17 protein-coding genes and 6 tRNA genes are annotated in these 22200 nt (G+C 67.3%); 17 read left to right on the plus strand and 6 right to left on the minus strand.

Going from position 1 to position 22200, the window contains the following annotated elements:
• Positions 1 to 141 precede the first annotated feature (141 nt).
• Positions 142 to 1143 (plus strand): D-alanyl-D-alanine endopeptidase, encoded by a 1002-nt coding sequence (gene pbpG, locus ACG0Z3_RS09345; protein ID WP_419964728.1) that lies wholly within the window; start codon positions 142 to 144, stop codon positions 1141 to 1143.
• A 68-nt stretch (positions 1144 to 1211) separates the two neighbouring features.
• Here pbpG and ACG0Z3_RS09350 read toward each other — a convergent pair whose 3' ends face one another.
• Positions 1212 to 1979, minus strand: a complete 768-nt coding sequence (locus ACG0Z3_RS09350; protein WP_394397086.1) for an IclR family transcriptional regulator — start codon at positions 1977 to 1979, stop codon at positions 1212 to 1214.
• 91 nt (positions 1980 to 2070) lie between these two features.
• On the opposite strand from ACG0Z3_RS09350, the gene ACG0Z3_RS09355 reads away from it, so the two are divergent.
• Positions 2071 to 3126 carry a TIGR03790 family protein gene (locus ACG0Z3_RS09355; RefSeq protein WP_394397087.1) on the plus strand — a complete coding sequence of 352 codons (1056 nt, stop codon included), beginning with the start codon at positions 2071 to 2073 and terminating at the stop codon, positions 3124 to 3126.
• Here the strand turns inward: ACG0Z3_RS09355 and hpnE are convergent.
• From hpnE to hpnC, 3 genes are read right to left on the minus strand one after another with little or no spacing between them, the layout of a single operon-like run.
• Positions 3027 to 4340 (minus strand): hydroxysqualene dehydroxylase HpnE, encoded by a 1314-nt coding sequence (gene hpnE, locus ACG0Z3_RS09360; protein ID WP_394397088.1) that lies wholly within the window; start codon positions 4338 to 4340, stop codon positions 3027 to 3029. The two genes, ACG0Z3_RS09355 and hpnE, sit on opposite strands and share 100 nt — an antisense overlap.
• Complete coding sequence (gene hpnD, locus ACG0Z3_RS09365) at positions 4337 to 5185, minus strand: presqualene diphosphate synthase HpnD (protein ID WP_394397089.1); 849 nt, start codon at positions 5183 to 5185, stop codon at positions 4337 to 4339. Before hpnD ends, hpnE begins: the two co-directional genes overlap by 4 nt.
• The gene (gene hpnC / locus ACG0Z3_RS09370) at positions 5182 to 6006 is read right to left on the minus strand and encodes a squalene synthase HpnC (RefSeq protein ID WP_394397091.1); all 825 of its coding nucleotides are present in this window, start codon (positions 6004 to 6006) and stop codon (positions 5182 to 5184) included. The genes hpnD and hpnC overlap by 4 nt, the downstream gene beginning before the upstream one ends.
• Positions 6007 to 6150: 144 nt before the next feature.
• On the opposite strand from hpnC, the gene ACG0Z3_RS09375 reads away from it, so the two are divergent.
• From ACG0Z3_RS09375 to ACG0Z3_RS09430, 12 genes are all read left to right on the plus strand, one after another.
• Complete coding sequence (locus ACG0Z3_RS09375) at positions 6151 to 7272, plus strand: efflux RND transporter periplasmic adaptor subunit (RefSeq protein ID WP_394397092.1); 1122 nt, start codon at positions 6151 to 6153, stop codon at positions 7270 to 7272.
• Positions 7273 to 7285: 13 nt separating this feature from the next.
• Positions 7286 to 10465, plus strand: a complete 3180-nt coding sequence (locus ACG0Z3_RS09380) for an efflux RND transporter permease subunit (protein WP_394397093.1) — start codon at positions 7286 to 7288, stop codon at positions 10463 to 10465.
• A 158-nt stretch (positions 10466 to 10623) separates the two neighbouring features.
• Positions 10624 to 10710: transfer RNA gene (locus ACG0Z3_RS09385), tRNA-Leu, on the plus strand.
• Positions 10711 to 10738: 28 nt separating this feature from the next.
• Positions 10739 to 12052, plus strand: coding sequence for a trigger factor (gene tig, locus ACG0Z3_RS09390; protein WP_394397094.1), 1314 nt, complete (start codon positions 10739 to 10741; stop codon positions 12050 to 12052).
• Positions 12053 to 12159: 107 nt separating this feature from the next.
• Positions 12160 to 12768 (plus strand): ATP-dependent Clp endopeptidase proteolytic subunit ClpP, encoded by a 609-nt coding sequence (gene clpP, locus ACG0Z3_RS09395; protein WP_394397096.1) that lies wholly within the window; start codon positions 12160 to 12162, stop codon positions 12766 to 12768.
• Positions 12769 to 12892: 124 nt separating this feature from the next.
• A complete protein-coding gene (gene clpX / locus ACG0Z3_RS09400) occupies positions 12893 to 14161 on the plus strand; it encodes an ATP-dependent Clp protease ATP-binding subunit ClpX (RefSeq protein WP_394397098.1) in 1269 nt (422 codons plus the stop codon).
• Positions 14162 to 14230: 69 nt separating this feature from the next.
• Positions 14231 to 16645, plus strand: a complete 2415-nt coding sequence (lon, locus tag ACG0Z3_RS09405; protein ID WP_394397099.1) for an endopeptidase La — start codon at positions 14231 to 14233, stop codon at positions 16643 to 16645.
• Between the two features lie 116 nt (positions 16646 to 16761).
• Positions 16762 to 16837, plus strand: a tRNA-Gly gene (locus ACG0Z3_RS09410).
• 72 nt (positions 16838 to 16909) lie between these two features.
• A tRNA-Cys gene (locus ACG0Z3_RS09415) sits at positions 16910 to 16983 on the plus strand.
• A gap of 10 nt (positions 16984 to 16993) precedes the next feature.
• Positions 16994 to 17069 (plus strand) — tRNA-Gly (locus ACG0Z3_RS09420).
• 49 nt (positions 17070 to 17118) lie between these two features.
• Positions 17119 to 17194: transfer RNA gene (locus ACG0Z3_RS09425), tRNA-Gly, on the plus strand.
• 70 nt (positions 17195 to 17264) lie between these two features.
• Positions 17265 to 17352 (plus strand) — tRNA-Leu (locus ACG0Z3_RS09430).
• Between the two features lie 31 nt (positions 17353 to 17383).
• On the opposite strand, the gene ACG0Z3_RS09435 is transcribed toward ACG0Z3_RS09430, so the two are convergent.
• The gene (locus tag ACG0Z3_RS09435) at positions 17384 to 17599 is read right to left on the minus strand and encodes a putative motility protein (protein WP_394397100.1); all 216 of its coding nucleotides are present in this window, start codon (positions 17597 to 17599) and stop codon (positions 17384 to 17386) included.
• A 43-nt stretch (positions 17600 to 17642) separates the two neighbouring features.
• Entirely contained in the window at positions 17643 to 18443 is an 801-nt protein-coding gene (gene murI, locus ACG0Z3_RS09440; protein ID WP_394397101.1) for a glutamate racemase, read from the minus strand.
• Between the two features lie 173 nt (positions 18444 to 18616).
• On the opposite strand from murI, the gene ACG0Z3_RS09445 reads away from it, so the two are divergent.
• The 3 genes from ACG0Z3_RS09445 to ACG0Z3_RS09455 all read left to right on the plus strand — a co-directional run bounded on the left by ACG0Z3_RS09445 (position 18617) and on the right by ACG0Z3_RS09455 (position 22197).
• Complete coding sequence (locus tag ACG0Z3_RS09445) at positions 18617 to 19366, plus strand: electron transfer flavoprotein subunit beta/FixA family protein (RefSeq protein WP_394397102.1); 750 nt, start codon at positions 18617 to 18619, stop codon at positions 19364 to 19366.
• A gap of 34 nt (positions 19367 to 19400) precedes the next feature.
• On the plus strand, positions 19401 to 20333 hold the full coding sequence (locus tag ACG0Z3_RS09450; RefSeq protein ID WP_394397104.1) for an electron transfer flavoprotein subunit alpha/FixB family protein: 933 nt from the start codon (positions 19401 to 19403) through the stop codon (positions 20331 to 20333).
• A gap of 76 nt (positions 20334 to 20409) precedes the next feature.
• Complete coding sequence (locus ACG0Z3_RS09455; RefSeq protein ID WP_394397106.1) at positions 20410 to 22197, plus strand: acyl-CoA dehydrogenase; 1788 nt, start codon at positions 20410 to 20412, stop codon at positions 22195 to 22197.
• Positions 22198 to 22200 lie beyond the last annotated feature (3 nt).

Consider the following 22200-nt stretch of genomic DNA (forward strand, 5'->3'; position numbering starts at 1 on the left):
ACTTGCTCACACGAAAACCGCCGTCAGGCCGGGAACGGCGGCTCAGAGACCTCACTTGAGGTTTGTGGTCTAAGTTCTTATCTTGTCGATGTTTTTGGCGTCACTTACACTGCCACTCTGCTGTTGGGGACACCGTTGAAGATTCCATTTGCCGCCGCTTTCCTGAGTCTTTGTCTGGGCCTGTCGTCCTACAGCGCCGCAGCCCAGTCCGTGGCCGCCAACAAGCCCGCCAAGGCCAAGACCGCCAAAGTTGCCAAGGCCAAGGCCAAGCCGGCACCGGCGCCCACGCGCAAGGTACGCTCGGTTGTCGTGCGCAAGCCGGTGGTGCGCGCAGCGCCCACCTTTGGGCAGGCGGCTGGCCTGCACGAGGCGGACGACCCGCTGTCGCTGAAGTCCAGCGTCGCCTATGTGCTGGATCAGGACACCAACGAGGTGCTGTTCTCCAAGAACCCGCAGGCGGTGCTGCCCATCGCGTCCATCACCAAGCTGATGACGGCCCTGGTGGTTGTCGAGTCCGGCCTGTCGATGGACGAGAAGCTCACCGTGACCGTCGAGGACAAGGACACCGAGAAGAACACCGGTTCGCGCCTGGCCTTCGGCACGACGCTGACGCGCGCCGAGATGCTGCACCTGGCGCTGATGTCCAGCGAGAACCGCGCCGCCCATGCGCTGGGCCGGCATTACCCCGGCGGCCTGGCCGCCTTCGTGGCGGCCATGAACGCCAAGGCCGCCAGCCTGGGCATGACGGACACGCACTACGTCGAGCCCACCGGCTTGTCCAGCCGCAACCAGAGCAGCGCGGCAGACCTGGCCAAGCTGGTGGATGTGACCAGCCAGGTGCCCATCCTGCGCGACATGTCCACCTCTCGTGAGGCCCGCGTGGCGCTGGGCAAGCGCATGGTGCAGTTCCGCTCCACCAACGGCCTGCTGGCCAACCCGCTGTGGGACATCGGCCTGCAGAAGACCGGTTTCATCAACGAGGCCGGCAAGTGCGTCGTCATGCAGGCCAGCATGGCCGGCCGCAAGCTCATCATGGTGTTCCTGGATTCCAGCGGCAAGAGCGCGCGTATCGCGGACGCCGAGCGCATGCGCAAGTGGCTGACGTCGCTACAGGGCGACGCGGCGGTCGCTGCCAAGCTCTGAGGCGGCAGGCCTGAACGCAAACGCGGCGCCTCGGCGCCGCGTTTGCGTTTGGGGTTTGCGCGGCGGCCTCAGCCGCGGTGGCCCAGGGCTGCCGAGATCTGTGCGGCCGTTTCCTTGAGCCGCACGACCCAGCCTTCCTCCAGCCGGTCGGCCGGCGCGGAAATGGACAGGCCGGCCACCAGCTTGGCCTGGTCGTCGTAGATGCCGGCGGCCATGCAGCGCACGCCCAGCTCCAGCTCCTCGTCGTCGCGCGCGATGCCGCGCTGGCGCACGGCCGCGAGCTCGCGCTCCAGCGCGCCAACTTCGGTGAGGCTGTTGCGGGTGTGGCCGGCCAGGCCGGTGCGCGTCGCGTACGCGCGCACGCGCGAGCTGTCGTCGCTGGCCAGGAAGAGCTTGCCGACCGACGTGAGGTGCAGCGGCGCGCGGCCGCCGACGGCCCGCACGACCTGCATGCCCGAGCGCTCGGAATAGGTGCGTTCGATGTAGACGATCTCGTCGCCCTGGCGCACCGACAGGTTGACCGGCTGGTGGGTGAACTTGTGCAGCTCGCGCATGGCCGGCAGCGCGGCATCGCGCACGTCCAGCCGCGCCTTTACGAGGTTGCCCAGCTCGAGCATGCGCATGCCCAGGCGGTAGCTGCCCGCCTCGGGCCGGTCCACGAAACGCCCCAGCGTCAGGTCATTCAGAATGCGGTGGGCCGTCGATGGGTGCAGGCCGGTGGCCTCGGACAGCGCCTTCAGCGACACCGGATCCTGGTGCTGGGCCAGCACATCCAGCAGCGCAAACATGCGCTCCAGCACCTGGATCGCGGGCGTCTGCGCTTCTTTGGGTTTCATGCGGGCATTGTCGGGGAGATTGCGGTTGTTTTGTATGGCGAAAGCGGTGTTCAGAACGTGGCAAATTCTGGCCTTATTGCTGCTCGGCTCGTTGGCCCAGCCTCAGGCGGCCGCGGCTGACTCCGGCGCTCGCTGGTCATCCTGGCCCCGGCTGCACGGCCGCATCACGGCAGGCAGCCTGGGCCTGGTGATCAACACGGCCGACCCGTACTCGGTGGCCGTGGGGGAGTACTACGCCCGCCGGCGCGGCATCCCTGACGCCCATGTGCTGCGCGTGCAGATGCCGCTGCGCGCCAGCCTGACGCCGCAGGAGTTCAGTGCGCTGGACGAAGCCGTGCGCGGCCACATGCCCGAGGGCGTCAACGGCCTGGCGCTCGCCTGGGTGCAGCCCTATGCGGTGGCCTGCAATGCGCTGACCAGTGCGTTGGCGCTGGGCCTGCTGCCGGAGCTGTGCGCGAACTCCTGCGCGGCCACGCGGCCCAGCCCCTACCCGGGCTACACCGGAGCACGGCCCTGGCCTGTGCTGGGCATGCGGCCGGCGATGCAGCTGGCTGCCCGCTCGGTGCCGGCGGCGCTGGCGATGATCGAACGGGGCATCGCGGCTGACCACACGCTGGCTGTAGCCGGCGCCGTACCGGCCCAGGCCTACCTCGCTGCCACGCCGGACATCGCCCGAAACGTGCGTGAACGCCTGTTCCCGCCCGCGGGCGCAGTGCCTGGCGTGGCGGGCTTGGCGGTGGTGCGTGTCCACAGCAGTGCGTTGCCCGACATACGCCGCACGCTGGTCTACCAGACCGGCCTGGCCCGCGTGCCGGCGCCGCTAGGCGGCGAGTGGCTGCCGGGGGCGCTGGCGGATCACCTGACATCCTTTGGCGGCCAGCTCGACCGTGCGGCCGGCGAAGGCCAGATGAGCGTGCTCGACTGGATCGATGCCGGCGCGACGGCCAGCTACGGCACGGTCAGCGAGCCTTGCAATCACGTCCAGAAGTTCCCGCACCCGCAGGCACTGATGCAGGCCTACGGCCAGGGCGTCAGCGCGCTGGAGGCCTACTGGCGCAGCGTGGCCTGGCCGGCGCAGGGCGTGTTCGTCGGCGAGCCGCTGGCGGCGCCGTTCGCGCCTCTGCCCACGCCGGCCACCACGCCCTGAGCGGCCGCGCGGCCTGCGCGCACAGCACCTTCCAGCGTCGCAGGGTAGGGGCCGTCAATGTAGTCGCCCGCCGCCCACAGGCCCGGCGCGATGTAGGCCGCCGGGCGCGGCAGGCCCGGCGTGCAGGCGAAGGTGGCGCGCTTCTCGGTTAGCACCTTGTCGATGACGGGCGGCGTGGCCCAGGTCAGCTCGCGCGTCGCCTGGGCCAGCACGGCCTCGGCGGCGCCGCCGCTCGCCACCCAGGGCGCGGCGCCGCTGACGACGAAGGCGAAGCGTCCCGGTGCCCCGCCCAGCGCGCCGTGGTCGAAGACGAATTGGGCTGGTGCATCCTGGCACTCGCGCAGCGCCAGCATAGGGGCGGGCAGCGCGCTGCCGGGGCTGTACAGATAGACGGTGATGATGGGTTCGAAGTCCAGGCCCTGCGCAGTGGCCGACCACGCGGGTGCGATGCCGGCGGTCAGCCGCGCAGCTTCCACGCTGGTGCAGGCCAGCACGACGGCGTCGAACGGCTCGCCGTCAACGTGCCAGCCGGGGGCGATCTGGCGCACGCGCGCACCCAGGCGCAGCCGCTCGCCCAGCCACGCCGTCGCCGGCCCGGCGAGCAGCTCGGACAGCGGCCGGCGCGGCAGCAGCAGGTCGGCGCTGCCGGCGCCGCTGAACAGCGCGTCTCGCAGCACGCGCAGGAACACTCGTGCGCTGGCTTGGGCGGCCGCTGTGTTCAGCGCGGCGACGCACAACGGCTCGACGAGATCGCGCTTCACGACCGCCGGCAGGCCGGCGCAGAGCTCTGCGACGCTCAGGCGCTCGCCGCAGCGAAAGCCCCGCGCCAGCCAGCTGCCGGCGGCGGCCAGCAGCCCCAGCCGGGCGCCGAGCGGCCAGCCGCGGTGCGCCAGCACGCCGCGCGCGAAGGCGATCAGCGGCGGCCCGGGTGGCAGCTGCAGGCCGGGCTCGCCGGGATAGGGCAGGGACAGTGGCAGCCGCTTCAGCACCTGTTCGGGGTCGACCCCGAGCTGGCGCATCAGCGCCAGGCTGTCGCGGTAGGCGCCGATGAGGATGTGCTGGCCGTTGTCGTACTCAGGCGCCCCTGCCACGCTGCGGGCCCGGCCGCCGAGTTGCGGCGCCATCTCGAAGACGGTGATGTCATGGCCCGCATCGGCCAGCGTGACGGCCGCCGAGATGCCGGCCCAGCCGCCTCCAACGATGGCGACCTTCAATGTCCGCGCCAGTTAGTTTTCATCGCGATCCAGAGCTTGCGCACCGGCGTCAGCGCGATGCGCTGGTGCAGCACCTGGAACTGTTCGCGCTCGATCTCGACGAGCAGTGCGCGGTAGATGTTGGCCATCATCAGGCCGGGCTTCTGGGCGCTGCGGTCGGCTTCGGCCAGCAGGGCGACGGCCTCGTCGTACAGGCGGTGCGCACGCTCGGCCTGGAACTGCATCAGCGCCGTGAAGCGCTCGCTGTAGCCCCAGGGCTTGCTGCGCAGCAGGATCTCGTTGGCCTTGACGCCGAACTGCTGCAGTTCGTTCACTGGCAGGTAGATGCGGCCACGCCGCGCGTCGTCGCCGACGTCGCGGATGATGTTAGTCAACTGCATAGCCAGGCCCAGCTTGTGGGCGTACTCGACGGTCTGCGGCTGCGTGCGGCCGAAGATGCCGCTGGCCACCTCGCCGACGACGCCTGCCACCAGGTGGCAGTAGCGCGCGAGGCCCGCGTAGTCCAGATAGCGCGTTTGCTGCAGGTCCATCTCGCAGCCTTCGACGACGGCCAGCAGGTGCTCCAGCCGGATGTCGTAGGCCTTTGTGTGCGGCATCAGCGCCTTCATGGCCGGGTGGCTGGGCTGGCCGGCAAATGCGGCGGCCGCCTCCTTGCGCCACCAGGCCAGCTTGGTCGCGGCGACGCCGGCGTCCTGCGTTTCGTCGACGACGTCGTCGACCTCGCGGCAGAACGCGTAGAAGGCCGTGATGGCCGCGCGCCGGGGTGGCGGCAGGAACAGGAAGGCGTAATAGAAGCTCGAGCCGCTGGCGGCGGCTTTCTCCTGGACGTATTGCTCTGGGGTCATGATGTGGCGCGCATTGTCAGCGCACGCCACAGCAGCCTGGGAAGATCCCAGGCAGTGACGGCGGGGCGGCGTCGCAGGCTGTCATGGTCGCCGGCGGCAATCTTGTCCAGGATGAGCAGGCCGCCCTGCACGACGAGGCGCAACTCCCAGCCGGCGCGGCCGCGCAGGGTCAGCGCCAGCGACGCGCCGTCCTGCATCAGCGTCCGTGCCCAGCCGCACAGGTCGCGGATCAGCGCGCGGGCAGCGGGGCTGTCGCGGCAGGCGAGCACGTCGTCGGCGCTCAGCCCGTGGCGGTCCAGGTCGGGCTGTGGCACGTAGAGCCGGCCGTTGGGGCCGTCGCGGCTGAAGTCCTGCCAGAAGTTGATGAGTTGCAGCGCCGAGCAGATGGCGTCGGAACGGCGCAGCGAGTCGGCGTCGTCCACGCCATACAGCCCGAGCAGCAGGCGCCCGACCGGGTTGGCCGAGCGGCGGCAGTAGTCCAGCAGGTGAGCGCGGTCGCGGTAGCGGGGCGGCGCCAGATCCTGCTCGAAGGCGTCCAGCAGGTCGTGCAGCAGCGTGGGTTGCAGCCGGCGCATCTCATGCGCCAGGGGTGCGAACACCCGGGCCCAGCGCGGGGAGGGCGCCTGCCCGGCGACGACGGCAGTCAGGTCGGCGCGGTAGTCCTGCAGATCCTGCCGGCGCTGCGCAGCGGTGGCGGCACCCTCGTCGGCCAGGTCGTCGGCCGTGCGCGCGAAGTGGTAGATGGCCACGACCGCCGGCCGTAGCGCGGGCGGGCACAGCAGCGACGCAACAGGGAAGTTCTCGTAGTGGTCGACGCTCAAGCTGTTTCTCAAGTTCCGCTTGCAAATGCCCGCCGTTCCAGCGAACCTCCCCGAGGTTTGACACTGGTCACAGGGTCTGAATACATTACTGACCCGCCGGTCATTAAATTTTCGAGCCGGCCGTCCCATCTTGCCGAGGTCTGCATGTCCCATCTCCTGCGTCTCGCGCCGCCCCTGCTGTTGGCGGCACTGCTCTCGGCCTGCGGCAAGCAGGCTGCGGCTCCCGAACCGGAGCGTGCGGTGCGCACCCAACTGGTCAGCACGGGCTCGGCGAGTGCCAGCCATCAGTATGCGGCCGAGGTGCGGGCGCGGGTCGAGTCGCGGCTGTCGTTCCGCGTCAGCGGCAAGCTGCTGAGCCGCGACGTGAACCTGGGCGATACCGTGAAGGCGGGTCAGCTGCTGGCCCGCATCGACGCGCAGGACCTGAAGCTGGCCCAGGCGGCCGCCGCCGCCGGTGTGGCCGCTGCTCGCACCAACCGTGACCAGCTGGGCGCGGACTACAAGCGTTTCGTTGACCTGCAGCGTCAAGGCTTCATCAGCGCGGCCGAGCTGGAGCGCCGCGACTCGGCCTTCAAGGCCGCTCAGGCGCATCTGGAGCAGGCCAAGGCGCAGGCCGACGTGCAGGCCAACCAGGCCGCCTATGCGCAGTTGCTGGCCGACGGGGCGGGTGTCGTCACGGGTATCAGCGCCGAGCCCGGCCAGGTGCTGGCGGCCGGCACGCCGGTGGTCAGCGTGGCGTTGGACGGCCCGCGCGACATCGTCTTCTCGGTGCCCGAGGACCAGATCGGCCGTGTACGGGCTGCGGCCAGCCAGCCCGGGGCGCTGCAGTTGCGGCTGTGGGGCAGCGAGACGACGTCGCCACTGAAGCTGCGCGAGGTGGCGGCAGCGGCCGACCCGGTGACGCGCACCTTCCTCATCAAGGCCGACGCCGGCAAGCTGGACGTGAAGCCCGGGCAGACGGCCACCGTCGTGCTGGATCTGCCGCAGACGGCCAACATCATCAAGCTGCCGCTGACGGCCGTGCTGCAGCAGTCGGGCAAGACCTCGGTGTGGGTGCTGGACGGCGCGACGATGACGGTCAAGCCGGTGGCGGTGCAGGTGGGCGGCGCGGATGGCAACGAGGTGGTGGTCGCCAGCGGCCTCAGCGCCGGCCAGGAGGTCGTCGTGGCCGGCGTGCATGTGCTGACTCCGGGCCAGAAGGTCAAGCGCTACGTGCCGCCCCGCAGCGCCGCCCCGCAGCCGGCTGCCCCGGCCGCCGCTCGCTGAGCCGGGCCCGCGCATGAACATTCCGCCGAACAAGCCCGCGCTGGGCGACCGCTTCAACATCTCCCGCTGGGCGCTGGAGCACCCGGCGCTGACGCGCTACCTGATGGTGGTGCTGATGCTGATGGGCTTCGCGGCCTACTTCCAGCTGGGCCAGGACGAGGACCCGCCGTTCACCTTCCGCGTCATGATCGTGCAGGCCTTCTGGCCGGGTGCGACGGCGCAGCAGATGGCCGACCAGGTCACCGACAAGATCGAGAAGACGCTGCAGGAGGTGAACTACGCGGACAAGATCCGCTCGTCCACCAAGCCCGGCGAGTCCATCACCATCTTCCAGCTCAAGGACAGCACGCCGCCCGCCGAGGTGGCCGGCATCTGGTACCAGGTGCGCAAGAAGGTGGGCGACATGCGGCTGACGCTGCCGCAGGGCGTCATCGGCCCGTTCTTCAACGACGAGTTCGGTGACGTCTACGGCTCCATCTACGCGCTCTCCGCCGATGGCTTCAGCCGTGAGGAGCTGCGCGAGCACGCCGACCGCGTGCGCCAGGCGCTGCTGCAGGTCAAGGACGTGGCCAAGGTCGAGATCTACGGCATCCAGCCCGAGAAGCTGTTCATCGAGGTGTCGCAGAAGCGCCTGGCGCAGTTGGGCCTGGATTTCGGCCAGGTTATCAACCAGATCGGCACGCAGAACGCGGTGGAGGGCGCCGGCGTCATGAACGCGGGCAGCGCGAATTTCCAGATCCGCGTGCAGGGCCAGTTCACGTCGGTGCAGGCGTTGGCCGACGTGCCCATCCGCGCGGTCAACCCGCAGACCGGCGCGGCCAGCCAGCTGCGCCTGGGCGACATCGCCGCCATCAAGCGCGAGTATGTCGACCCGCCCACCACGACCGTGCGCTACCAGGGCCGCGACGTGCTGGCGCTGGGCGTCTCCATGGCCAAGGGCGGCGACATCATCGCGATGGGCAAGGCGCTGGGAGTGGCGACCAAGGCCATCGAGCGGGACCTGCCGGCCGGCATCCAGCTGGCGCAGATCCAGGACCAGCCCAAGGCGGTCACGACCTCGGTGAGCGAGTTCGTCCACGTGTTGATCGAGGCCGTCGTCATCGTGCTGGCGGTCAGCTTCCTGTCGCTGGGCCTGCACAAGAAGGCGGGCGGCGGGTTCCGCATCGACATCTGGCCGGGCCTGGTGGTCGGCATCACTATCCCACTGGTGCTGGCCATCACGTTCGTGGCCATGTTCTATTGGGGCGTGGGCCTGCACAAGATCTCGCTGGGCTCGCTGATCATCGCGCTGGGCCTGCTGGTGGACGACGCCATCATTGCCGTCGAGATGATGGTGCGCAAGCTCGAAGAGGGCTACGACAAGATGCACGCCGCCACGTTCGCCTACGACGTGACGGCCATGCCCATGCTGACCGGCACGCTGATCACGGCGGTGGGCTTCCTGCCCATCGGGCTGGCGAAGTCGACCACCGGCGAGTACACGTTCGCGATCTTCGCGGTGACGGCCGCAGCGCTGGTCGTCTCGTGGGTGGCGTCGGTGTACTTCGTGCCTTATCTGGGCGCCTTGCTGCTGAAGAGCAAGCCCTCGGCCGACGGCGAGGTGCACGAGCTGTTCGACACACCGTTCTACAACCGCTTCCGCAGCCTGGTGCGCTGGTGCGTGGAGAACCGCTGGACGACCATCGCGATCACGCTGCTGGTCTTCGGCCTGGGGCTGTTCGGCATGACGCGCGTGCAGCAGCAGTTCTTCCCTGACTCCAGCCGCCCCGAGATCCTCGTCGACCTGACGTTGCCCGAGGGCGCCACCATCCAGGAGACCAAGGCGCTGGCCAAGCGCTTCGAGGCGCGCATGCTGAAAGAGCCGGGCATGGCCTCGGTGACGAGCTGGGTGGGCTCGGGCGTGCCGCGCTTCTACCTGCCGCTGGACACCATCTTCCCGGCCTCCAATGTGACGCAGTCCATCCTGCTGCCCAAGGGCCTGGAGGAACGCGAAGAACTGCGCAAGCGTCTGCCCGCCGTGCTGGCTGAGGAGTTCCCCGAGGCACGCGGCCGCGTGAAGCTGCTGCCCAACGGCCCGCCGGTGCCCTACCCGGTGCAGTTTCGCGTCACGGGCGCCGATCCCAAGGTTGTGCGCGAGTGGGCCGACAAGGCCAAGGACATCCTGCGCGCCAGCCCCAACATGCGCGGCGTCAACGACAACTGGAACGAGAACGTCAAGACGCTGCGCCTGAACGTTGACCAGGACAAGGCGCGGGCGCTGGGCGTCACGAGCCAGAGTCTGGCGCAGTCGGCGCGCACGCTGCTGTCGGGCACCACCGTCGGCCAGTACCGCGAGGCCGACAAGCTCATCGACATCGTGCTGCGCCAGCCGGCTGACGAACGCGCCGTCATCACCGACATCGGCAACGCCTACGTGCCCACGAGCACCGGCCGGGCGATCCCGCTGACGCAGATCGCCCGGATCGAGTTCGACTGGGAGCCCGGCGTCATGTGGCGCGAGGGCCGCCAGTACGCCGTCACCGTGCAGGGCGACGTGGCCGAAGGGCTGCAGGGCGCCACCGTGACGAAGGAGGTCTGGCCCCAACTGGACGAGCTGCGCAAGCAGATGCCCACCGGTTATGGCATTGCCATTGCGGGCGCCGTCGAGGAAAGCAGCAAGGGCCAGGGCTCCATCGCGGCGGGCGTGCCGGTGATGCTGTTCATCACCTTCACGCTGCTGATGCTGCAGCTGCAGAGCTTCAGCCGCGCGATGCTGGTCTTCCTGACTGGGCCGCTTGGCATTGCCGGCGTGGCGATGGCGCTGCTGGTGCTGAACCGGCCGTTCGGCTTCGTCGCGCTGCTGGGCGTTGTTGCGCTGATGGGCATGATCATGCGCAACTCCGTCATCCTCATCGACCAGATCGAGCAGGACCGTGCCCGCGGCGTGCCAGACTGGTCGGCCATCGTCGAGTCGGCGGTGCGGCGCTTCCGCCCGATCGTGCTGACGGCCGCAGCGGCCGTGCTGGCCATGATCCCGCTGTCGCGCAGCGTGTTCTGGGGGCCGATGGCCGTGGCCATCATGGGCGGCCTCATCGTCGCCACCGTGCTGACGCTGCTGGCGCTGCCGGCCATGTACGCGGCCTGGTTCCGCGTCGTGCGGCCTGCCGAGGAAGAGCACAGCCGCCTGCACAGCGAGCTGCCTGCCGAGGCCTGACGCCGCGCGCACCTTAGGGTTTTGCCGCCCCGCACGCCGGGGCGGCGGCCAAACCTTGCGGGGTCGCTACAATCGCCGGTTTGCCGAATCGCCCGAATCGTGTTTGAAGGGTTGCCGGCGTCTGAAAAGACGGGCAGCCCATCCAGAACCAACCCGTTGCGCGGGTGGCGAAATTGGTAGACGCACCAGGTTTAGGTCCTGACGCCTTCACGGGCGTGCCGGTTCGAGTCCGGCCCCGCGCACCACTGTCCTTCAACTGTTCCCGAGTCCAACATGGCCGTCACCGTCGAAACCCTCGAAAAGCTGGAACGCCGCATCACCCTGCACGTGGCGGCCGCTGAGATCAACAGCGAAGTCGAAGCCCGGCTGAAGAAGCTGGCCCGCACCGTCAAGGCCGACGGCTTCCGCCCCGGCAAGGTGCCGATGAATGTCGTCGCCCAGCGCTACGGCTACTCGGTGCAGTACGAAGTCGTCAACGACAAGCTCGGCGCCGCCTTTAACAGCGCCGCCAACGAAGCGCAGCTGCGCGTCGCCGGCATGCCGCGCATCGAGCAGAAGAACGAAGCGCCCGAGGGCCAGATGGCCTTCGACGCCACGTTCGAGGTCTATCCCGACGTCAAGATCGGCGATCTGGCTGCGGCTGACGTCGAGCGCGTCACCAGTGACGTGACCGAGGAAGCCATCGACAAGACTGTCGAGATCCTGCGCAAGCAGCGTCGCAGCTTTGCCCAGCGCGCCGCCGCCGACGTGGCCGCCGCCGGTGACCGCGTGACCATTGACTTCGAAGGCAAGATCGACGGCGAGCCCTTCCAGGGCGGCAAGGCCGAAGGCTTCCAGTTCCTGGTTGGCGAAGGCCAGATGCTGGAGCAGTTCGACGCCGCCGTGCGCGGCATGAAGGCCGGCGAGAGCAAGACCTTTCCGCTGCAGTTCCCCGAGGATTACCACGGCAAGGACGTGGCCGGCAAGGAGGCCGACTTCCTCGTCACCGTCAAGAAGATCGAAGCCCAGCACCTGCCCGAAGTGAACGAGGCGTTCGCCAAGTCTCTGGGCATCAAGGATGCGACCGTCGAAGCCCTGCGCGCCGACATCAAGAAGAACCTCGAGCGCGAGGTGAAGTTCCGCGTGCTGGCCCGCAACAAGGGCGCCGTCATGGACGCGCTGGTGGCTGTGTCCGAGCTGGACGTGCCCAATGCGCTGGTGCAGGGCGAGGCCGAGCGCATGGTTGGCCAGGCCCGTGAGGACCTGAAGAAGCGTGGTGTGAAGGATGCCGACAAGGCCGAGATCCCCGCCGACATCTTCAAGCCGCAAGCCGAGCGCCGCGTGCGCCTGGGCCTGGTGGTGGCCGAACTGGTGCGCGCCAACAACCTGCAGGCCAAGCCGGCCCAGCTGCAGTCGCACATCGAAGAGCTGTCGCAGAGCTACGAGAAGCCCGCCGAAGTGATGCGCTGGTACCTGAGCGACCGCGAGCGCATGGCCGAAGTGGAAGCCGTCGTCGTCGAGAACAACGTCACGGACTTCGTGCTGGCGACCGCCAAGGTCACCGACAAGGCTCTGCCGTTCGACGAGCTGATGGCCCAGGGCAACTAAGAAGCCACACCTCAGATGAGGCGCCGCGCCGCAAGGCCCGGCGCCTTCTTTCTTGCGTGGCCATAATCTGCCCCCATAACAGGACGTATTGATTTCCAAGGATCTGAATGAGCGCGCTTGAAACCAGCAACCTGGGCATGGTGCCCATGGTCATCGAACAGTCGGGTCGCGGTGAGCGCGCCTACGACATCTACTCGCGCCTGCTGCGCGAGCGCATCATCTTCCTGGTCGGCCCCGTCAACGACGCCGTCGCCAACCTCGTCGTCGCGCAACTGCTGTTCCTGGAGAGCGAGAACCCCGACAAGGAGATCTCGCTGTACATCAACAGCCCCGGCGGCAGCGTATCGGCCGGCATGTCGATCTACGACACGATGAACTTCATCAAGCCTGAGGTGTCGACGCTGTGCATGGGCATGGCAGCCAGCATGGGCGCCTTCCTGCTGTCGGCCGGTGCCAAGGGCAAGCGCTTCTCGCTGCCCAACGCCAAGGTCATGATCCACCAGCCGCTGGGTGGCGCACAGGGCCAGGCGACCGACATCGAGATCCATGCGCGTGAAATCCTGAAGACTCGCGAGGCGCTGAACCGCATCCTGGCCGAGCGCACGGGCCAGACGCTGGAGAAAATCCAGTCGGACACCGAACGCGACTACTTCATGTCCGCCGCCGAGGCGCAGACCTACGGCCTGATCGACCAGGTGCTGGAACATCGCCCCTGAGTCCTGAAGGGCCGTCGCCGGCCTCCGGAATCACAGCGAAATCGGGACCCTTATCCCCACAAGGGTCCCGAGATCGTTTGGACTATCATCATTCGAGGCATTCCGCCTCTCATTGAGCAGTTTCATGGCCGAGAAAAAAGGCACCTCCAGCGAGAAAGTTCTGTACTGCTCCTTCTGCGGCAAGAGCCAGCACGAGGTCAAGAAGCTGATCGCCGGCCCGTCCGTCTTCATCTGCGACGAGTGCATCGAGCTGTGCAATGACATCGTCCGTGACGAGATCCCCGCGCCGGCTCCCGCAGCGCGCGCCGGCAAGTCCGACCTGCCCGTGCCCAGCGAGATCAAGTCCAGCCTGGACCAGTACGTCATCGGGCAGGACGTCGCCAAGCGCACGCTGGCCGTGGCCGTCTACAACCACTACAAGCGCCTGCGCCACATGGCGACGGCCAAGGAATCGGTCGAGCTGTCCAAGAGCAACATCCTCTTGATCGGCCCCACCGGCTCCGGCAAGACGCTGCTGGCACAGACGCTGGCGCGTCTGCTGAACGTGCCCTTCGTGATCGCCGATGCGACGACGTTGACCGAAGCCGGCTACGTCGGCGAGGACGTCGAGAACATCATCCAGAAGCTGCTGCAGAACTGCAATTACGACGTCGAGCGTGCGCAGCGCGGCATCGTCTACATCGACGAGATCGACAAGATCTCGCGCAAGGCCGACAACCCGTCCATCACGCGCGACGTGTCCGGCGAAGGCGTGCAGCAGGCGCTGCTCAAGCTCGTCGAAGGCACGATGGCCTCGGTGCCGCCGCAGGGCGGCCGCAAGCATCCGAACCAGGACTTCCTGCAGATCGACACGACCAACATCCTGTTCATCTGCGGCGGTGCGTTCGACGGCCTGGAAAAGGTCATCCAGAACCGCAGCGAGAAGTCCGGCATCGGCTTCGGCGCGACCGTGAAGAGCAAGTCCGACAAGAAGGTAGGCGAGGTCTTCCGCCAGTGCGAGCCCGAGGACATCATCAAGTTCGGCCTCATCCCCGAACTCGTCGGCCGCCTGCCTGTCGTCGCCACACTCGGCGAGCTGACCGAAGACGCGCTGGTGCAGATCCTCACCGAGCCCAAGAACGCGCTGGTCAAGCAGTATCAGCAGCTGTTCGAGATGGACGGCGTCGAGCTCGAAATCCGCAAGCCAGCCCTCGCCGCCATCGCCCGCAAGGCGTTGGCGCGCAAGACCGGTGCGCGCGGCCTGCGCTCCATCATGGAGCAGTCGCTGATCGACACCATGTTCGACCTGCCGGCGCTGGAAGGCGTCGAGAAGGTCGTGCTGGACGAGCACAACATCGAGGACGCGTCGGCACGTCCCTTGCTGGTTTACCGCGAACAGAAGGCCAGCGCGTAAACCGCACCAAGCCCTCAACTTGCAATCGCCCCCTCAGGCCGCACATCGGCCTGAGAAAGAGAGGTCTTCATGTCCGGACACCCCATCCTCCCCGCCGACCCGATCACGCTGCCGCTGCTGCCGCTGCGTGATGTGGTCGTGTTCCCGCACATGGTCATCCCGCTGTTCGTCGGGCGCCCCAAGTCCATCAAGGCGCTGGAAGCCGCGATGGAAGCCGGCCGCCAGATCATGCTGGTGGCCCAAAAGGCCGCCGGCAAGGACGAGCCCAAGCCCGAAGACATGTTCGAGGTCGGCTGCGTCTCCAGCATCCTGCAGATGCTGAAGCTGCCCGACGGCACCGTGAAGGTGCTCGTCGAAGGCCTGCAGCGCGCCACCACCAGCTCGATCACCGAGCCGGGAGAGCACTTCGTTGCCGAAGTCACGCCCATCCCGCCCGAGACCGAGCACGCCCCTGAAGTCGAAGCCCTGCGCCGTGCAGTCACGCAGCAGTTCGATCAGTACGTCAAGCTCAACAAGAAGATCCCGCCCGAGATCCTCACGTCCATCGGCGGCATCGACGATCCCGGCCGCCTGGCCGACACCATCGCCGCGCACCTGCCGCTCAAGCTCGACGCCAAGCAGGCCGTGCTGGACTTGGCCGATGTGGCCAAGCGGCTGGAGAAGCTGCTCGACCTGCTCGAGCACGAAGTCGACATCCTGCAGGTCGAAAAGCGCATCCGTGGCCGCGTCAAGCGCCAGATGGAGAAGAGCCAGCGCGAGTACTACCTGAACGAGCAGGTCAAGGCCATCCAGAAGGAACTCGGCGACGGCGAAGAAGGCGCCGACATGGAGGAGCTCGAAAAGAAGATCCTCGCCGCCAAGATGCCGAAGGAGGCGCGCAAGAAGGCCGACGCCGAGCTAAAGAAGCTCAAGTTGATGTCGCCGATGTCCGCCGAAGCCACGGTGGTGCGCAACTACATCGACACGCTGGTCAACCTGCCCTGGAGCAAGAAGACCAAGATCAAGCACGACCTCAAGAATGCCGAGGACGTGTTGAACGAAGACCACTACGGCCTCGAGAAGGTCAAGGACCGCATCCTTGAATATCTCGCGGTGCAGCAGCGCGTCGACAAGGTCAAGGCGCCCATCCTGTGCCTGGTCGGCCCTCCGGGCGTCGGCAAGACCTCGCTCGGCCAGAGCGTGGCGCGCGCCACCGGCCGCAAGTTCATCCGCATGGCGCTGGGCGGCGTGCGCGATGAAGCCGAGATCCGCGGCCACCGCCGCACCTATATCGGCTCCATGCCGGGCAAGGTGCTGCAGTCGCTGACCAAGGTCGGCACGCGCAATCCGCTGTTCCTGCTCGACGAGATCGACAAGCTGGGCATGGACTTCCGCGGCGACCCGTCGTCGGCGCTGCTGGAGGTGCTGGATCCCGAGCAGAACCACACCTTCGGCGACCACTACATCGAGGTCGACTTCGACCTGTCGGACGTGATGTTCGTTGCCACGTCGAACTCGATGAACATCCCGCCAGCGCTGCTGGACCGGATGGAAGTGATCCGCCTGTCGGGCTACACCGAGGACGAGAAGGTCAACATCGCCCAGACCTATCTGCTGCCCAAGCAACGCAAGAACAACGGCGTGCTGGACGAGGAACTGGAAGTCACCGAGTCGGCCGTGCGTGGCGTGATCCGCTACTACACGCGAGAAGCCGGCGTGCGTTCGCTCGAGCGCGAGATGTCCAAGATCTGCCGCAAGGTGGTGAAGGGCATCCAGCTGAAGACCTATGACAGTAAGGTCGTCGTCACGGAGGACAACCTCCACGACTTCCTCGGCGTGCGCAAGTACGACTTCGGTCGTGCCGAGAAGAAGAACCAGGTCGGCCAGGTCGTCGGCCTTGCGTGGACTGAGGTGGGCGGCGATCTGCTGACCATTGAGGCGACGGCAATGCCGGGCAAGGGCAACATCATCCGCACCGGTTCGCTGGGCGATGTGATGAAGGAGTCTGTCGAGGCCGCCCGCACAGTGGTGCGCTCGCGCGCCCGCCGCTTGGGCATCAAGGACGAGGTCTTCGAGAAGCGTGACGTGCACGTCCACGTGCCCGATGGCGCCACGCCAAAGGACGGCCCGAGCGCGGGTGCGGCCATGACCACTGCCTTTGTGTCTGCACTGACCGGCATCCCGGTGCGTGCCGACGTCGCGATGACCGGCGAGATCACGCTGCGTGGTGAAGTCACCGCCATCGGTGGCCTGAAAGAGAAGCTGCTGGCGGCTCACCGCGGCGGCATCAAGACCGTGATGATCCCGGAAGAGAACGTCAAGGACCTGCAGGACATTCCGGAGAACGTGAAGAACCAGCTCGAGATCGTGCCGGTGCGCTGGATCGAGCGCGTGCTGGAAGTCGCCCTGGAAGCCGTGCCGACGCCGCTGCCCGACGAGGAAGTGCCCGTGGCCGCGGCCAAGCCGGAAGAGGGTGCCGCCAAGAGCGCGACGGTGCCGCACTGAAAGATTGCGATTCGCTTGCAATCCGGCCTAAAACTGGATTAAACTTCCAGCTTCGCTAGATCGCTGACAGCAATCGAAGAGATGTAGCGAAATTGCCCGGCGAAAGCAGGCGCAATGCGGGTGTAGCTCAGTTGGTAGAGCGCAACCTTGCCAAGGTTGAGGTCACGAGTTCGAGCCTCGTTACCCGCTCCAGTTTTAAGAAAGGGAAGCCCCGGCTTCCCTTTTTCGTCGAAGTCGCACCAACGACTTTGATTTGGTTTTTTTGGCGCGATAGCAAATCGGTTATGCCCCGGATTGCAAATCCGGTTAGCCCGGTTCGACTCCGGGTCGCGCCTCCAAAGCACTCAAGCGGGTGTAGCTCAGTTGGTAGAGCGCAACCTTGCCAAGGTTGAGGTCACGAGTTCGAGCCTCGTTACCCGCTCCAGTTAAAAATCGGTCGCACCGATGTTTGATCGCAAAATCAGGCGAAATGCGCGGGTGTAGCTCAGTTGGTAGAGCGCAACCTTGCCAAGGTTGAGGTCACGAGTTCGAGCCTCGTTACCCGCTCCAAATTCACGGGAGATTCGAGCAATCGAGTCTCCCGTTTTCTTTTGTGTGGCCGCAGATAATCCGGCCAGCGGCCCGGGTGGCGAAATCGGTAGACGCAGCGGACTTAAAATCCGCCGCCCTCAACAGGCGTACGGGTTCAAGTCCCGTCCTGGGCACCATCGTTGCGCTGAGCCGGCCGGGAGGTCGGTGTCAGGCGAACGTGTTCACATGGCGGCCGACACTGCCCTGTGTGGCAAGAGCTGGCTGCTGGGGCAGGGCGTTCAGCAGCGCGACGGCGCCTTCGGCTTGCGTCTGCATGGCCTGCTTGAGCATCAGCATGCTGGCGGCAGCCTGGACGGTGCCGGGTTCGCCGTTGGAGGCGCTGTTCGCGACGGCGCTGACGCTGGCGGAATTGGCGATGTTCATGTGTTGCCTATCGGCCGTCTTGGTGCCGACTTGAGCGCCGAATTCAGCGTGGGGCCGGCCAGCGGCGCACCTCGGGTTCGTGCCAGCCCAGCACGTGTTCTATCCAGCCGTGCAGCGCGGTCGGGTCGCCGCTGGTGTCGATGTGCAGTGTGGGCGGTCCGGCGTCTGGCTGCCACAAGTCCGCGGCCCGGCGCGCGACAGCGGTCTCGATGCGCAGCAGCTGCACGTCGGCGCCCAGCGCCTCACGCCACAGGGGCTCGATCAGCGGGTAATGTGTGCAGCCCAGCAGCGCCGTGTCGACGCCCGCCGAGCGCAGCGGCTCGCAGTGCTGCTGGACCAGCACACGCAGTTCGGCGCTGTCAAGGTCGCCGGCTTCGATGTGGTCGACGACGCCCGGGCAGCCCTGGACGATGACTTCACGGCCGCCGGCATGGCGTTCAATCAGCGCGCGCAGCCGTTCGCTGGCCGCCGTGGCGGCCGTGGCCAGCAGACCGATGCGGCCGTTGCGCGAGGCTGCAACGGCGGGCTTGATGCCGGGTTCGGTGCCGACGAAGGGCAGGTCGGGCCAGCGGGCGCGCAAGGCCTCGATAGCGTGTGCCGTCGCAGTGTTGCAGGCAATCACGATGAGGCTGGCACCCTGCGCGACGAGGTGCTCGCTGATGGCGAAGCTGCGGGCGCGGATGTCGTCCGGCGTGCGGGGGCCGTAGGGGGCGTAGGCCGTGTCGGCCAGGTAGCGCAGGCGGGCGCCGGGGATCAGCGTGCGCAGTTCGCGCAGCACCGTGAAGCCGCCGACGCCGGAATCGAAAACGCCGATCTCGCGGCGTGCGGGGGAGTCTGTCTGCATGGGCAAAAGCAGTCTAGCTTCACGGATTCGAGAGACCTCTCCAAAAAGACTTGTCTCGGCGCCGACGGCGCCATGGCTAGAATCGAACGATCGTGCTTTTTTCTGCACAGCTCCGCCCGGAGCGCCCCGTAGAATCCGATTAACGTTTACGTCAATTCGAGCTGGAGTTTTCGATGAAGGTCTTGGTCCCTGTCAAACGTGTCGTGGACTACAACGTCAAGGTGCGCGTGAAGAGCGATGGCACGGGCGTTGATATCGCCAACGTCAAGATGTCGATGAACCCCTTCGACGAAATCGCCGTCGAAGAGGCTGTGCGCCTGAAGGAGAAGGGCGCCGTCACCGAGGTGATCGCAGTGTCCTGCGGCGTCACGCAGTGCCAGGAAACGCTGCGCACGGCGATGGCCATCGGCGCCGACCGCGCCATCCTCGTCGAGACCGACGCCGAGCTGCAGCCGCTGGCCGTCGCCAAGCTGCTGAAGGCGCTGGTGGACAAGGAGGAGCCGGGCCTGGTGATCCTGGGCAAGCAGGCTATCGACGACGACTGCAATCAGACCGGCCAGATGCTGGCCGCGCTGGCGGGCCTGCCGCAAGGCACGTTCGCGTCCAAGGTGGAAGTAGCCGGCGACAAGGTCAACGTGACGCGTGAGGTGGACGGCGGTCTGGAGACGGTGTCGCTGAGCCTGCCGGCCGTGGTGACGACCGACCTGCGCCTGAACGAGCCGCGCTATGTGACGCTGCCCAACATCATGAAGGCAAAGAAGAAGCCGCTGGAAACCGTGAAGCCCGCCGACCTGGGCGTGGACGTGGCACCGCGCATCAAAACGCTGAAGGTCAGCGAGCCGCCCAAGCGTGGCGCTGGTGTGAAGGTGGCCGACGTCGCCGCCCTCGTCGCCAAGCTGAAGACCGAAGCCAAGGTCATCTGAGCCTCGCCCCGACAAGAACACTGGAGTTGAAGACATGACCGCACTCGTCATTGCCGAACACGACAACGCCTCCATCAAGGGCGCCACGCTGAACACCGTCACCGCCGCGGTCGCCCTGGGTGGCGACGTGCACGTGCTGGTGGCCGGCCACAACGCCGCCGCCGCCGCCGCGGCCGCCGCGCAGATCGCCGGTGTCGCCAAGGTGCTGCACGCCGACGCCGCCGCGCTGGGCGAAGGCCTGGCCGAGAACGTCGCCGCGCAGGTGCTGGCGCTGGCCGCCGGCTACAGCCACATCCTGTTCCCCGCCACCGCTTCGGGCAAGAACGTCGCGCCGCGCGTCGCCGCGTTGCTGGACGTGGGCCAGATCAGCGACATCACCAAGGTCGTCAGCGCCGACACCTTCGAGCGCCCGATCTACGCCGGCAACGCCATCGCGACCGTGCAGAGCGCCGATGCCACCAAGGTCATCACCGTGCGCACGACCGGCTTCGATCCTGCCGCCGCCACCGGTGGCTCGGCCGCCGTGGAGGCCGCTGCAGCGGCTGCCGACGCCGGCAAGAGCAGCTTCGTCGGCCGTGAGGTGACGAAGAGCGACCGCCCCGAGCTGACCGCCGCCAAGATCATCGTGTCGGGTGGCCGCGCGCTGGGCTCGAACGAGAAGTTCATGGAAGTGCTGACACCGCTGGCCGACAAGCTGGGCGCCGCGCTGGGCGCCTCGCGCGCTGCGGTGGACGCTGGCTACGCGCCCAACGACTGGCAGGTCGGCCAGACCGGCAAGATCGTTGCGCCGCAGCTGTACGTGGCGGCCGGCATCTCTGGCGCCATCCAGCACTTGGCCGGCATGAAGGACTCCAAGGTGATCGTCGCGATCAACAAGGACCCCGAAGCGCCGATCTTCTCGGTGGCCGACTACGGCCTGGAAGCTGACCTGTTCACGGCTGTGCCGGAACTGGTGTCCCAGCTGTAAATCCACCGAACCGTCACTGCCGGGCGCCCCGACCGACACGTCGCGGCGCCCTTTTTGTCGCCTCCAGGAGGAACAAATGAGTTACCAAGCCCCCGTCAAGGACATGCTTTTCAACATCCAGCACCTCGCCGGGCTGGACACGCTGACGCAACAAGTCCCCGCCTTCGCGGACTTCGGCCTGGACACCGCCGGTGCCGTGCTGGAGGAATGCGCCAAGCTGACGCAGGACGTCATCGCGCCGCTGAACTTCGAGGGTGACAAGAACCCGTCGTCCTGGAAGGACGGCCAGGTCACGACGACGCCCGGCTTCAAGCAGGCCTTCCGCGCCTACGCGGAGGGCGGCTGGCAGGGGCTGTCGCACCCGGCTGACTTCGGTGGCCAGGGCGCACCCAAGACCATCGCTGCGGCCTGCAACGAGATGCTGCAGGCGGCCAACATGAGCTTCGCGCTGTGCCCGCTGCTGACCGATGGCGCCGTCGAGGCGCTGCTGACTGCGGGCAGCGATGAGCAGAAGGCCGTCTTCATCCCCAAGCTGCTGGACGGCTCGTGGACTGGCACGATGAACCTGACCGAGCCGCAGGCCGGTTCGGACCTGGCGCTGGTGCGCACGCGCGCCGAGCCGCAGGGCGACGGCACCTACAAGATCTTTGGGACCAAGATCTTCATCACCTACGGTGAGCACGACATGGCCGAGAACATCGTCCACCTCGTGCTGGCCCGCGTGGCCGGCGCGCCGGAGGGCGTGAAAGGCATCAGCCTGTTCCTGGTGCCCAAGTTCCTGGTGAATGCCGACGGCTCACTGGGCGCGCGCAACGACGCGCACTGCGTGTCCATCGAGCACAAGATGGGCATCAAGGCCAGCCCGACGGCGGTGCTGCAGTTCGGCGACCACGGCGGCGCCATCGGTCAGCTGATTGGCGAAGAGAACCGCGGCCTGGAGTACATGTTCATCATGATGAACGCGGCTCGCTACGGTGTGGGCGTGCAGGGCATCGGTATCGCCGACCGCGCCTACCAGAAGGCCGTGGGCTACGCGAAGGACCGCGTGCAGTCTCGCCCCGTGGACGGCTCCAAGCCCGGCAGCGCCGCGATCATTCACCATCCCGATGTGCGCCGCATGCTGATGATGATGCGCGCGCTGACCGAGGGCTGTCGCGCGATGGCCAGCACGGCCGCCGCCGCGTTTGACGCCGCCCACCATCACCCCGATGCCGACGCCCGCAAACAGAACGCCGCGTTCTACGAGTTCATGGTGCCGCTGGTGAAGGGCTACAGCACCGAGATGAGCCTGGAGGTCACGTCGCTCGGCGTGCAGGTGCATGGCGGCATGGGCTTCATCGAGGAGACCGGCGCGGCCCAGTACTACCGCGACGCCAAGATCCTGACCATCTACGAAGGCACGACGGCCATCCAGGCCAACGACCTCGTCGGCCGCAAGACGGCACGCGACGGCGGCCAGCTGGCGCGTGCGGTGGCGGGCCAGATCGAGCTGACCGAGGGCGAGCTGGCCCAGCGCAGCAGCGCCGCCGCCCAGGCCATGCTGAAGGCGCTGCGCGCCTCGCGCGAGGACTACCTGGCGGTTGTCGACTTCATCGCGGCCTCGGCCAAGGCCAAGCCGAATGCGGCCTATGCCGGCTCGGTGCCCTACCTGATGCTGGCAGGCAATCTGGTGGCCGGCTGGCAGCTGGCCCGCGCGCTGCTGGCGGCCGAAGACGCGTTGGCGACTGACAAGGCCTTCATGGACGCCAAGATCACGACGGCGCGCTTCTACGCTGAACACATCCTGCCGCGCACCGGTGCGCTGCGCGCGGCCGTCGTGGGCGGCGCCGACAGCGTGACCGAACTGGCACTCGACGCCTTCTGAGGA

This window comes from Pelomonas margarita (assembly GCF_043555875.1).
In the GTDB taxonomy this organism is placed as follows: domain Bacteria; phylum Pseudomonadota; class Gammaproteobacteria; order Burkholderiales; family Burkholderiaceae_C; genus Pelomonas; species Pelomonas margarita.

Coding starts and splice junctions, on each gene's coding strand:
- ACG0Z3_RS09450 (WP_394397104.1), top strand. CDS start 19,401: ATGACCGCACTCGTCATTGCCGAACACGACAACGCCTCCATCAAGGGC.
- ACG0Z3_RS09455 (WP_394397106.1), top strand. CDS start 20,410: ATGAGTTACCAAGCCCCCGTCAAGGACATGCTTTTCAACATCCAGCAC.
- ACG0Z3_RS09375 (WP_394397092.1), top strand. CDS start 6,151: ATGTCCCATCTCCTGCGTCTCGCGCCGCCCCTGCTGTTGGCGGCACTG.
- clpX (WP_394397098.1), top strand. CDS start 12,893: ATGGCCGAGAAAAAAGGCACCTCCAGCGAGAAAGTTCTGTACTGCTCC.
- ACG0Z3_RS09435 (WP_394397100.1), bottom strand. CDS start 17,599: ATGAACATCGCCAATTCCGCCAGCGTCAGCGCCGTCGCGAACAGCGCC.
- clpP (WP_394397096.1), top strand. CDS start 12,160: ATGAGCGCGCTTGAAACCAGCAACCTGGGCATGGTGCCCATGGTCATC.
- ACG0Z3_RS09350 (WP_394397086.1), bottom strand. CDS start 1,979: ATGAAACCCAAAGAAGCGCAGACGCCCGCGATCCAGGTGCTGGAGCGC.
- lon (WP_394397099.1), top strand. CDS start 14,231: ATGTCCGGACACCCCATCCTCCCCGCCGACCCGATCACGCTGCCGCTG.
- murI (WP_394397101.1), bottom strand. CDS start 18,443: ATGCAGACAGACTCCCCCGCACGCCGCGAGATCGGCGTTTTCGATTCC.
- ACG0Z3_RS09380 (WP_394397093.1), top strand. CDS start 7,286: ATGAACATTCCGCCGAACAAGCCCGCGCTGGGCGACCGCTTCAACATC.
- ACG0Z3_RS09445 (WP_394397102.1), top strand. CDS start 18,617: ATGAAGGTCTTGGTCCCTGTCAAACGTGTCGTGGACTACAACGTCAAG.
- hpnD (WP_394397089.1), bottom strand. CDS start 5,185: ATGACCCCAGAGCAATACGTCCAGGAGAAAGCCGCCGCCAGCGGCTCG.
- tig (WP_394397094.1), top strand. CDS start 10,739: ATGGCCGTCACCGTCGAAACCCTCGAAAAGCTGGAACGCCGCATCACC.